The organism is Blastococcus sp. CT_GayMR16 (assembly GCF_004570875.1).
GTDB lineage: Bacteria > Actinomycetota > Actinomycetes > Mycobacteriales > Geodermatophilaceae > Blastococcus_B.
Window position 1 is genome coordinate 108173 of the sequence record NZ_SPQK01000014.1, and the last position, 11123, is coordinate 119295.

Here is an 11123-nt window from a genome sequence, read left to right on the forward strand (position 1 = left end):
CTACCGACCGACCGGTCGTGCCTCGTCGACGGCGCGGGACATCTCCAGGTCACCTCGGGCGCGCGTCCCCTCGACCACGCCGTCGATGTCGGCGGCGGGCCGGTTCTGACTGAGTTTGGCCTTGGCCTCGATCCGGCTGATGCGCAGCTCCACCCCGACGATCGCGCGGAGCTGGCCGGCCGCGAACGCGCGCGGGGCGTCGTCGACGGCCCACGGACGGGGCTGGCCGGCCTCGTGCTTCTCGGTGAGGCGACGGACCAGCCCGCCGACCCAGTCGACGTCGTCGTGGACGACGAGCTCGCCGTACACGTGGGCGGTCACGTAGTTCCAGGTCGGGACGACGCGACTGTGCTCGGATTTCGAGGCGTACCAGTTGGGCGTGATGTAGGCGTCGGGGCCGCGCAGGATCAGCATCGCCTCGCCGATCGGGGCGAGCCGCCAGTGCTCGTTGTTGCGCGCGAAGTGCCCGAGCAGAGCGCCCTTCGGGCCCGGGGCCGGGTCGTACACGAACGGCAGGAGCGTCGACACCAGTCCCCGGTCGGTGGCGGTGACGAGGTCGCCGGCGCCGTGATGGACGAGGAGGTCCTGTACCGCCGCGTCGTCCATGGCGAAGTGCTCGGGCACGTACATCGGTCGCCTCCCCGCCCTGATCGGATGTGCCGAAGGCTAATGCCGAGCGTCGTCCCGGGATCGGCCACTCCCGGCGTCCGGACGGCCGGTGCAGGGACAACGCCCGGCCCCGGGACTCACTCGCCGGCGATCAGGTCGATCATCGCGACCGCCTGGAGGCCGTCGCCGTCCACTGTGAGGACCTCCAGGGGCACCCGCCGCCACACCGTCAGCAGCAGGTCGCCCGCGGTGCCGGTGAGGGCGGCGATCGGGAAGGGGCGGGTGCCGGGGAAGAGGGTGCGTTCGGCGCCCGCGTCGATCGCGTGGAACACGACCGGGTGGGCGCTCCCCGGCGGCCCGTCCGGCAGCGCTCCCGGAACCATGACCTCCAGCCACTCGTCGAGCCCGTCCAGGCCGACGCGGGCCGGGATCGGGCGGACGTCGCCCAGCACCTGCTCGACGTCCACGGTGTGCACCACCGCCTCCTGGACCTGGCGACGCAGGACGAAGGCGACGTCCCGCTGCGGCGCCCACGTCCAGACCGGGTCGGTCGGGACCGCGCCGGCCAGCGCCGTCTCCAGCTCCGCGTGCTGCGCGGCGAGCCAGCCCAGCAGCTCGTCCTCGGGGTGCCGGGGAGGCTCCGGGTACTCCGCCGGGCTCATTGCCCGCGTCCGGAGGACCCAGGCCCAGAAGTGCTGCACCTCGGCGAGGTGCCGGACCAGGTCGGCGAGCGTCCATCCCGGGCACCCGGGGACGTGTGCCCTCCACCCGTGCGCCAGCAGCGCCTCCGCGGCGGCCTCGTCGAACCGTGCGTTCGTCTTCTGCAGCACCGGCAGGTACTCGCCGACGTCCATGGCTCCTCCTCCGGGCGGCGGCAACTCCGTCGCGCCTCGCTCTAGGCTCGTCCCGTGCTCTCCTGGCCTGCCCCGTTGTTGCCGACCTTGCCCGGGACCGGGCCCGTCCTCAAGGTCCACGACACCTCCCGCGGTGAGGTCGTGGCCACCAGCCCCGGCTCGACGGCTCGGATGTACGTCTGCGGGATCACCCCGTACGACGCCACCCACCTCGGTCACGCGGCGACGTACCTGGCCTTCGACCTGGTCAATCGGGTCTGGCGGGACGCCGGGCACGCGGTGCACTACGTGCAGAACGTGACCGACATCGACGACCCGCTGCTGGAGCGCGCCGATCGCGACTCCGAGGACTGGATCGTCCTCGGCATGCGGGAGACGGCGCTGTTCCGGGAGGACATGACGGCGCTGCGCGTCCTGCCGCCGGAGGACTACGTCGGCGCCGTCGAGTCGATCCCCAGGATCGTGGCGCACATCGAGGACCTGCTGACCGACGGCCTGGCCTACGTGCTCGACGACGGCACCGGCGACATCTACCACGACGTCTCGCAGGCCCCCGGCTTCGGCGCGGAGTCCCGCTACGACGAGGCGACGATGCTGGGCTTCTTCGCCGAGCGCGGGGGAGACCCCGACCGGGCGGGCAAGCGGCAGCCGCTGGACCCGATGCTCTGGCGCGGGGAGCGCCCCGGCGAGCCCTCCTGGCCCGGCCCCCGCGGCCAGGCGGGCCGGCCCGGGTGGCACATCGAGTGCGCCACGATCGCGTTGGACACGATCGGCATGGGCTTCGACGTGCAGGGCGGCGGCAGCGACCTGGTGTTCCCGCACCACGAGTACTCCGCCGTGCACGCCGAGGCGCTGACCGCCACCAAGCCGTTCGCGCGGGCCTACGTGCACGCGGCGATGATCGGCCTGGACGGCGAGAAGATGAGCAAGAGCCGCGGGAACCTGGTGTTCGTCTCCCGGCTGCGCGGGGACGGCGTCGACCCGATGGCGATCCGGCTGGCCCTGCTGTCGGGGCACTACCGCACCGACCGCGCCTGGACGGCGGACCTGCTCAGCGCGGCGGAGGAGCGGCTCGCACTCTGGCAGCGGGCGGTGGCACTCGGCTCCGGTGCACCCGCGGCGCCGCTGCTGGCCGGTCTCCGGGAGCGGCTGTCAGACGACCTCGACAGCCCCGGTGCCATCGCGCTGGTCGACGACTGGGCCGCCCGCACCCTCGCCGGCGACCCGGAGGCCGAGGACGAGGCGCCCCGCATCGTGTGCGACGCGATCGACGCACTGCTGGGTGTGGCGCTGGACTCGTGCCCCCGGGCCTCAGCACTCGGGGACCGCGGATGACGGCCGGGCCGTTCCGGTTCACCGACCGGACCGCCCGCGAGGCCGCCGAGGAGCTGCTGGCCCCGGCCGCGGCGCGGGCAGCGGACACCCGTGGCCGGGTCCGCGCCGAGGAGGAGGATCCGCTGCGGACGGCGTTCGAGCGCGACCGCGACCGGATCCTGCACGCCAAGGCCTTCCGCCGGCTCAAGCACAAGACGCAGGTCTTCCTGAACCCCGACGGCGACCACTTCGTCACCCGGCTCACGCACACGCTGCAGGTCACCCAGGTCGCCCGGTCGCTGGCCCGCGCGCTGGGGCTCAACGAGACCCTCGCCGAGGCGATCGCGCTGGGCCACGACGTCGGTCACTCGCCGTTCGGCCACCTCGGCGAGGACGCGCTCGAGCCCTACGTGCCCGGCGGCTGGCACCACGCCGCCCAGGGGGTGCGGATCGTCGCGGTGCTCGAGCACCTGAACCTGACGTGGGAGGTGCGCGACGGCATCCGGGCGCACAGCTGGAAGATCGACCCGCCACCGGCCACCCGCGAGGCCGAGTGCGTCCGCTACGCCGACCGGATCGGCTACCTCTCCCACGACGCGCTGGACGCGATCCGCGCCGGGGTGCTGCGGCCCGAGGACCTGCCGGCCCGGACCCGTGCGGTGTTCGGCGAGCCCGGCAGCCAGATGGTCGGCCGGATGATCGACGCCGTCGTCGAGGGCAGCCTCGCGCCGGCCAACACCGCGGGCGCCGTCGTCATGGCGCCCGAGCCGCTCGAGGCGATGCACGAGCTGCGCACCTTCATGTTCGAGCGGGTCTACATGTCCGACACCGCGGCGGGGCAGAAGCACGTGGCCATCGACGTCATCCGGCGGCTGGTCGACCACCACCTGGCGCACCCCGAGCTGATCCCGGCCACCTACCGCGACACGGAGGCGGACGCGGTCACCCAGGTCGTCGACTACGTGTCCGGGATGACCGACCGGTTCGCCCTCGCCATGCACGACCGGCTCTTCGACGCCGACGCCACGTCGCGGATGACCCCGCTGCTTCGGCTCAGCTGACGGGGCCGTGCGCGCTCTACCCGGGCATGGCGGCTCGACGGGCGGCTTCGAAAGGCGCCCGGTCGAAGACGATGCGCATGTGCACGATCTTGCCGTCTCGCACAGAGACGCATTCAGCGCCGGGGGCGTTCTCGACCGGCAGTGTGGCGGCGTCGTACATCACGACCGCGGTTTCCTCATCGCCGAACGCCGCCAGGAGAGTCGAGCGGGTGAGGCTCTGAGCGAACGGGGCCATGAACCTGCGGAAGGCTTCGGCGCCGTCGAGGCGCCCTGCCGGCGCCAGGCAGACCATGTGTTCCTCGATGTATGTCATGGCCAGGTCGAAGTCTCCGCCGGTCCAGGCGCGGTGATAGGCCAGCGCCACGTCAAGCGCGGCGCCGCGGGTCTTGGTCAACGATGTCTCCTCATCACGTGGGTGCCGGTGTAGACACCCTGGCGCGCGTGATCGGAACGGTCCTGAAGCTTCGCGTCGCTGCTCCGTCGGCTGCGGCGACTAGGAGTCGTGCGAGCATGCGCCGGTGGATGCCGCCACGCTGGCCCGAGCCCGAGCCGGTGCAGACGAGGCGTTCCGGCAGCTCACCGCGCCGCACCTCGCTGAGTTGCACCGGCACTGCTACCGCATGCTCGGCTCGTTGACCGACGCCGACGACGCCCTGCAGGAGGTCCTGGTCGCGGCGTGGCAGGGGCTGAACGGCTTCGAAGGCCGATCCTCACTGCGGACCTGGCTCTACCGCATCGCGACCAATCGCTGCCTCAACCAGATCCGCTCCCGGCAGCGACGGGGTCGGCCGATGCCTGTCCCGCCTTTCGAGCCGCCGGAGCCCACGCGGCTCGGCACGGTCACCTGGCTGCAGCCCTACCCCGACAGTGAGCTCGAGGGGCTGGTCGATCGTGGGCCCGGTCCAGCAGCGCGGTACGGAGCTCGTGAGGCGGTCGAACTGGCCTTCATGACCGCACTGCAGACGCTCCCGCCCCGGCAGATCGCGGCACTGCTCCTGTGCGACGTGCTTTCGTTCTCCACGGCAGAGAGCGCCGCAATGCTCGACACCACCAATACGGCCCTGAAGGGGCTGCTGCAACGCGCTCGAGCATCACTGGATCAGCGCCTCGCCACGAACACCTCGGACAAGCTCGATCGCGGATCGGTCGAGGATCAACACCTCGCACGCCGTTTCGCCGACGCCTTCACCCAGGACGACGTCGGTGCCGTCATCGCGTTGCTCACCGACGACGCCTGGCTGGTCATGCCTCCGGCGCCGCACGAGTACCGCGGTCACGAGGCGATCGCTGCGTTCCTGCGAGCGAGCCAGGGGTGGCGGACCGGCCTCCCGCTGCTGATGGTGCCTACGAGGGCGAACACCCAGCCTGCCTTCGGGTGCTACCTCGCTGACGGTGCCGGGTCGGCCATGACCTCGCTGGGGATGGTCGTCCTCACGACCTCGGGCGACCGGATCAGGGGCATTACCCGGTTCCTCGACGAGGAACTGCCGGCACGGTTCGGCCTGGCAGCCGCCCTCGGGTGATGGCCGGGCGCGCCGTTCAGGCCCCCGACGCGCCGCGGCGGCGGAGGTAGCGCTCGAACTCGCGGGCGATCTGATCGCCGTTGGCCTGCGAGAGGTCGACCTCGGTGGCCCGCTCCTCGAGGGAGCGCACGTACTCGACGACCTCGTCGTCCTCGTTGGCCATCTCGTCGACGGTCTTGACCCAGTCCTCGGCCTGTTGGGGGAGTGCGCCGAGCGGAACGGTCAGCTCGAGCACCTCCTCGAGACGCTGCAGCAGCGCGACGGTGGCGCGGGGCGACGGGGGCTGCGACACGTAGTGCGGCACGGCGGCCCAGAAGCTGATCGCCGGCAGCCCGGCCTGCACGCAGGCGTCCTGGAAGACGCCGAGGATCCCGGTCGGGCCCTCGTAGCGGGAGGCCTCCAGGCCGAAGGCCCGCACGGACTCGGCGTCGTAGGCGGTGCCGGTGACCGGGGTCGGTCGCGTGTGCGGCGTGTCGGCGAGCAACGCGCCGAGCGCGACGACCATCGAGACGTCGAGCTCGGTGAGGATGGCGATCAGCTCGTCGCAGAAGGCGCGCCACCGCATGTTCGGCTCGATGCCCCGGATGAGGACGACGTCCCGCTCGCTCTCCGGCGGACGTGCCACGGAGATCCGCGTCGTCGGCCACTCGATCCGCCGGCTGATGCCGCCCACCAGGGACACGGTCGGCCGGTTGACCTGGAAGTCGTAGTAGTCCTCGGGGTCGAGCGCGGCCAGCGGCTGGGCGTCCCAGATGAGTTCCAGGTGCTCGAGCGCGCCCGTTGCGGCGTCCCCGGCGTCGTTCCAGCCCTCGAACGCGACGACCACCAACGGGTCGGTCAACTGGGGCAGGTCCTCGGAGGGTGACTTCGGGTCGATCACCCGTCCGAGCCTACGTCGGTCCGGCCGGCCGGCCGGGGATCGGCGACCGCAAAGCGGACGGACTGGCACGTCTTCGGCGCTGAGCGCACGGAAAGTGAGACGATGGGGAACGACATCGGGAGCGCCCAGGCCTGGGCCAGCCCGCCGGGGGTGCCGGAGCCCGAGGCCCGCACACCCATTCCAAGCGCCACTGGGGATCGCCTGTGTCCGAGTCACCCACCCTCCGCCCCGACGTCACCGCAGAGCTCACCGCCCTGCTGCAGCAGCGGATCCTGGTGCTCGACGGGGCCATGGGGACGGCGATCCAGCGGGACCGTCCGGACGAGCCGGGCTACCGCGGGGAGCGCTTCGCCGACTGGCCGAGCGACGTGCAGGGCAACAACGACCTGCTCAGCATCACCGCACCGGAGATCATCGCCGGCATCCACCGCGAGTACCTCGAGGCCGGCGCGGACCTGATCGAGACCAACACCTTCAACGCGACGACGATCTCGCTGAGCGACTACGGCATGCAGGAGCTCGCCTACGAGCTCAACGTGGCCTCGGCCCGGCTCGCCCGCCAGGAGTGCGACGCGATGACCGCGCGCACCCCGGACAAGCCGCGCTACGTCGTGGGTGCCCTCGGCCCGACCAGCCGGACGGCGTCGATCTCGCCCGACGTCAACGACCCCGGCGCCCGCAACGTCACCTACGACGAGCTCGTCGAGGCCTACCTGGAGCAGGCCAACGGCCTGGTGGACGGCGGCTCGGACCTGCTGCTCATCGAGACCATCTTCGACACCCTGAACGCGAAGGCGGCGATCTTCGCGCTGGAGACCCTGTTCGAGGAACGCGGCCGCCGCTGGCCGGTGATGATCTCCGGAACCATCACCGACGCCTCCGGGCGGACGCTGTCCGGACAGGTCACCGAGGCGTTCTGGCACTCGATCCGGCACGTGAACCCGCTGCTCGTCGGCCTCAACTGCGCGCTGGGCGCCAAGGAGATGCGGCCCTACATCGCCGAGATCTCCCGCATCGCCGACACGTTCGTCTCCTGCTATCCCAACGCCGGCCTGCCCAACGCGTTCGGTGAGTACGACGAGACGCCCGAGGAGACGGCCGCGATCCTCGCGGAGTTCGCCGACAGCGGCTTCGTCAACCTCGTCGGTGGCTGCTGCGGCACGACCCCCGCGCACATCGCCGCCATCGCCGGAGTGCCCGAGGGCAGGGCCCCGCGCACACCCGCAGAAACGAGTCCGGCACTCCGGTTGTCCGGCCTGGAGCCGGTGACCGTCACCGAGGACACCCTCTTCGTCAACGTCGGAGAGCGGACGAACATCACCGGCTCGGCCCGGTTCCGCAACCTGATCAAGGCCGGGGACTACCCCGCCGCCCTCGCCGTCGCCCGCCAGCAGGTCGAGGCCGGTGCGCAGGTCATCGACATCAACATGGACGAGGGGATGATCGACGGCGTCGAGGCGATGGACCGCTTCACGAAGCTGGTCGCCACCGAGCCCGACATCTGCCGCGTCCCGACGATGATCGACTCCTCGAAGTGGGAGGTCATCGAGGCCGGCCTCAAGTGCGTCCAGGGCAAGTCGATCGTCAACTCGATCTCCCTCAAGGAGGGGGAGGAGAAGTTCGTCCGCGAGGCCAAGCTCTGCCGCAAGTACGGCGCCGCCGTCGTGGTCATGGCCTTCGACGAGGACGGGCAGGCAGACAACCTCGAGCGCCGCAAGCAGATCTGCCGGCGGGCCTACGACATCCTCACCCAGGACGTCGGCTTCCCGGCCGAGGACATCATCTTCGACCCCAACGTCTTCGCCGTCGCCACAGGCATCGAGGAGCACGCGAACTACGGGCTCGACTTCATCGAGGCCACCCGCTGGATCAAGCAGAACCTGCCCGGCGCGCTCGTCTCCGGCGGCGTCTCGAACGTCTCGTTCTCCTTCCGCGGCAACAACCCCGTGCGCGAGGCCATCCACGCCGTCTTCCTGTACCACGCGATCTCGGCCGGCATGGACATGGGCATCGTCAACGCCGGTGCCCTCGAGGTCTACGACGAGGTGCCCGAGCTGCTGCGCGACCGCATCGAGGACGTGATCCTCAACCGCCGTTCGGACAGCACCGAGCGGCTGCTGGAGATCGCCGCCGACTTCGCCGGCGACGGGTCGGTGAAGGAGGTCGCCTCGGAGGAGTGGCGCGCGCTGCCGGTCGACGAGCGCATCACCCACGCCCTGGTGAAGGGCATCGACGAGTTCGTCGAGCCCGACACCGAGGAGCTGCGCGCCCTCATCAGCGAGCGGGGTGGCCGGCCGATCGAGGTCATCGAGGGCCCGCTCATGGCCGGCATGAACGTCGTCGGCGACCTCTTCGGCGCCGGGAAGATGTTCCTGCCGCAGGTGGTGAAGTCCGCCCGGGTCATGAAGAAGGCCGTCGCCTACCTGATCCCGTTCATCGAGGCGGAGAAGAAGCCCGGCGACGCCGAGCGCAGCATCGGCAAGGTCGTGATGGCCACGGTGAAGGGCGACGTCCACGACATCGGCAAGAACATCGTCGGCGTCGTCCTGCAGTGCAACAACTACGACGTCGTCGACCTCGGCGTGATGGTGCCGGCGCAGAAGATCCTGGACGCCGCCAAGGAGGAGGGGGCCGACATCATCGGCCTCTCCGGGCTGATCACGCCGTCCCTCGACGAGATGGTGACCCTGGCCTCGGAGATGGAGCGGCAGGGCTTCGACATCCCGCTGATGATCGGCGGCGCCACCACCTCCCGCGCGCACACGGCCGTCAAGGTGGACCGGAAGTACCACGGCCCGGTCATCTGGGTGAAGGACGCCTCCCGGTCGGTGCCGGTCGTCGCCGCCCTGCTGTCCGACGAGCAGCGCCCCAAGCTGCTGGCCGAGACCGACGCCGACTACGAGATGCTGCGCGAGCGGCACGCCAGCCGCCAGGACAGCCGCACGATGCTGCCGATCGCGGCCGCCCGCGCCGTCGCGAGTCCGATCGACTGGTCGGCCTACCACCCGCCGCGCCCGCGGATGCTGCTCCAGCAGGCGATGGACGTGTGCGCGGGGCCGAGCTGCGACCACGTGCACCACGTGGCCACCCAGTTCGTCCGCACCTTCCACGACTACTCGCTGGAGGAGCTGCGGCGCTACATCGACTGGCAGCCGTTCTTCAACGCCTGGGAGATGCGCGGCCGCTTCCCCGACATCCTGCACAACCCGACGACCGGCGAGGCCGCGCGCCGGCTCTACGACGACGCCCAGGTGATGCTCGACCAGATCATCGCGGGCAAGTGGCTGCGGGCCAGCGGGGTGTTCGGCCTGTTCCCCGCCAACCAGGTCGCCGACGACGACATCGAGGTCTACACCGACGAGTCGCGGAGCACCGTGCTGACGACGCTGCACCAGTTGCGGCAGCAGACCGAGGGCCGGGAAGGCTCGCCGCGCAAGTCGCTGGCCGACTTCGTCGCGCCGAAGGACACCCGGCTGCACGACTACGTCGGTGCCTTCGCGGTGACCGCCGGTCTCGGCTCGACCGAGAAGGCCGCCGAGTTCAAGAAGGCGAACGACGACTACAACGCCATCCTGCTGGAGTCGCTGGCCGACCGGCTCGCCGAGGCCTTCGCCGAGCGGCTGCACGAGCGGGTGCGCAAGGAGTTCTGGGCCTACGCCCCGGACGAGCACCTCGACAGCAACGCGCTGATCGCCGAGAAGTACCACGGCATCCGCCCGGCACCGGGCTACCCGGCGTGCCCCGAGCACACCGAGAAGCAGACGATCTGGGAGCTGCTGGACGTCGAGACCAACACCGGCATCGAGCTCACCGAGAGCATGGCCATGTGGCCGGGCGCCTCGGTCAGTGGCCTCTACTTCTCGCACCCCGACTCGCGGTACTTCGTGCTGGGGCGGGTCGGCCGCGACCAGGTGGAGGACTACGCCCGGCGCAAGGGCTGGACGGTCGACGAGGCGGAGAAGTGGCTCTCCCCGAACCTGGGCTACCGCACCGAGGACGAGTAGAGGACCCCGCACTCCCCGTTCCTCGCACGCTCGGGCGGGCCCCGGGGCGGAGCCGACACGGGCACCTGACTGATGCGCGCCTCACGCTTTGGCAAGCACCGTGGGCGTGTCGGAGGCCTTCGTAGTAGTTTCGTTATCTGTCTGCCGGGCTCCGCTCCTCGAACCGAGGGCCCCGGCCGGACACCGCCGAACCGCGCGCGGCCGAGCGCCGCAGCGGACCGGGGACCCATGGATCCTCTGGGGTGAATCCTGCGCGTGCGCAGGTAGGGCAACTTCCGGCCCGAACCCGTCAGCTAACTCGGTAGGCGGCTGAGGAAGAACGGAGAGCCGCCCCTGTGGCGACCCTGAACCCGCACGCTGCACCGCTGAACGACGACACCCCCAGCACCGACGACGGCCGCGCGGACACCGTGCTCGACGCCGTCGCCCGCCCCACCCGACGGCGACGTGCGTCGGCCCCCCACTCCCGCGTCGCCTACACCCTGGGCGTGGCGGGAGTGTGCGCGCTGATCCTGGTCGACCTCGCTGCCGGGGGAGCGGCGGCCACGGCCGACCCGCAGGAGCAGTCCGCATCGGTCGCCGTCGCCGACGCCCTGGGCATCGACGGCTCCGGGATCGACGAGCCGGCGATGGAGGACCCTGAGCTCCTCGAGCAGCTGACCGTGAGCCGAGCGCAGCGCGGCGCCGAGCAGGCCGCGGCAGGCGCCTCGCAGGCCCAGGCGGAGCAGGTCGCCGCGCAGGCCAAGGCAGCAGCCGACGTTGACCAGGAACGGCGTGTGGATGAAGGAGGGCACACCCCGTTCGGCGCACCCCTCGACGAACAGCGCGTCCTGCTCCGGGTCCCCGGCGGTGAGCTTCCAGCCACGGGGGTTGCCGAC

At 71.2% G+C, this 11123-nt stretch carries 8 protein-coding genes, 1 pseudogene and 1 riboswitch; of the genes and pseudogenes, 5 read left to right on the top strand and 4 right to left on the bottom strand.

What is annotated here, in order from left to right:
• Together E4P38_RS15490 and E4P38_RS15495 are read right to left on the bottom strand one after the other, a co-directional pair.
• Window positions 1-630, bottom strand: a complete 630-nt coding sequence (locus tag E4P38_RS15490; RefSeq protein ID WP_135132836.1) for an FMN-binding negative transcriptional regulator — start codon at window positions 628-630, stop codon at window positions 1-3.
• A gap of 116 nt (window positions 631-746) precedes the next feature.
• Window positions 747-1463, bottom strand: a complete 717-nt coding sequence (locus E4P38_RS15495; RefSeq protein ID WP_135132837.1) for a maleylpyruvate isomerase family mycothiol-dependent enzyme — start codon at window positions 1461-1463, stop codon at window positions 747-749.
• Between the two features lie 54 nt (window positions 1464-1517).
• Between E4P38_RS15495 and mshC the strand changes: the two genes are divergently transcribed.
• Complete coding sequence (gene mshC / locus E4P38_RS15500; RefSeq protein ID WP_135132838.1) at window positions 1518-2798, top strand: cysteine--1-D-myo-inosityl 2-amino-2-deoxy-alpha-D-glucopyranoside ligase; 1281 nt, start codon at window positions 1518-1520, stop codon at window positions 2796-2798.
• Window positions 2795-3838 (top strand): HD domain-containing protein, encoded by a 1044-nt coding sequence (locus tag E4P38_RS15505; RefSeq protein ID WP_135132839.1) that lies wholly within the window; start codon window positions 2795-2797, stop codon window positions 3836-3838. Before mshC ends, E4P38_RS15505 begins: the two co-directional genes overlap by 4 nt.
• Window positions 3839-3854: 16 nt before the next feature.
• Here the strand turns inward: E4P38_RS15505 and E4P38_RS15510 are convergent, their stop codons facing one another.
• Entirely contained in the window at window positions 3855-4232 is a 378-nt protein-coding gene (locus tag E4P38_RS15510; RefSeq protein ID WP_135132840.1) for a nuclear transport factor 2 family protein, read from the bottom strand.
• 124 nt (window positions 4233-4356) lie between these two features.
• On the opposite strand from E4P38_RS15510, the gene E4P38_RS15515 reads away from it, so the two are divergent.
• Window positions 4357-5361: an RNA polymerase subunit sigma-70 gene (locus E4P38_RS15515; RefSeq protein ID WP_135132841.1), complete on the top strand. Its 1005-nt coding sequence runs from the start codon at window positions 4357-4359 to the stop codon at window positions 5359-5361.
• A gap of 16 nt (window positions 5362-5377) precedes the next feature.
• On the opposite strand, the gene E4P38_RS15520 is transcribed toward E4P38_RS15515, so the two are convergent.
• Window positions 5378-6241, bottom strand: a complete 864-nt coding sequence (locus E4P38_RS15520) for a PAC2 family protein (protein ID WP_135132842.1) — start codon at window positions 6239-6241, stop codon at window positions 5378-5380.
• A gap of 203 nt (window positions 6242-6444) precedes the next feature.
• Here E4P38_RS15520 and metH point away from each other — a divergent pair, with 203 nt between their 5' ends.
• Window positions 6445-10245 carry a methionine synthase gene (gene metH, locus E4P38_RS15525; protein WP_135132843.1) on the top strand — a complete coding sequence of 1267 codons (3801 nt, stop codon included), beginning with the start codon at window positions 6445-6447 and terminating at the stop codon, window positions 10243-10245.
• 174 nt (window positions 10246-10419) lie between these two features.
• A riboswitch (cyclic di-AMP (ydaO/yuaA leader) is annotated at window positions 10420-10568 on the top strand.
• Window positions 10569-10580: 12 nt separating this feature from the next.
• A pseudogene (locus E4P38_RS22960) lies at window positions 10581-11123 on the top strand (hypothetical protein); the annotation flags it as partial.

Bases quoted from the DNA above. Each gene is read 5' to 3' on its own strand.
- E4P38_RS15490 (WP_135132836.1), bottom strand. From the start codon at position 630: ATGTACGTGCCCGAGCACTTCGCCATGGACGACGCGGCGGTACAGGAC.
- E4P38_RS15495 (WP_135132837.1), bottom strand. From the start codon at position 1,463: ATGGACGTCGGCGAGTACCTGCCGGTGCTGCAGAAGACGAACGCACGG.
- E4P38_RS15505 (WP_135132839.1), top strand. From the start codon at position 2,795: ATGACGGCCGGGCCGTTCCGGTTCACCGACCGGACCGCCCGCGAGGCC.